At 53.1% G+C, this 241-nt stretch carries 1 pseudogene; it reads left to right on the forward strand.

Annotation, left to right across the window (positions count from 1 at the left end):
• A pseudogene (locus AC0L3J_RS38345) lies at nt 1–241 on the forward strand (APH(3') family aminoglycoside O-phosphotransferase); the annotation flags it as partial.

Genomic DNA, 241 nt, shown 5'->3' on the forward strand with positions numbered 1-241 from the left:
TTTCTGAAGCACGGCAAAGATGCTTTTGCCGACGACGTGACTGATGAAATGGTGAGATTGCGTTGGCTGGCGGGGCACATTTCTGTGCCCTCCGTTGTAAGCTTCGTTCGCACGCCCAATCAGGCATGGCTCCTGACAACAGCAATACATGGAAAAACGGCATATCAAGTGCTGAAATCGGATTTCGGAGCCCGTCTCGTTGTTGTTGACGCATTGGCGGCGTTCATGCGCCGACTGCATG

It is taken from the genome of Bradyrhizobium sp. Kon37, assembly GCF_055807535.1.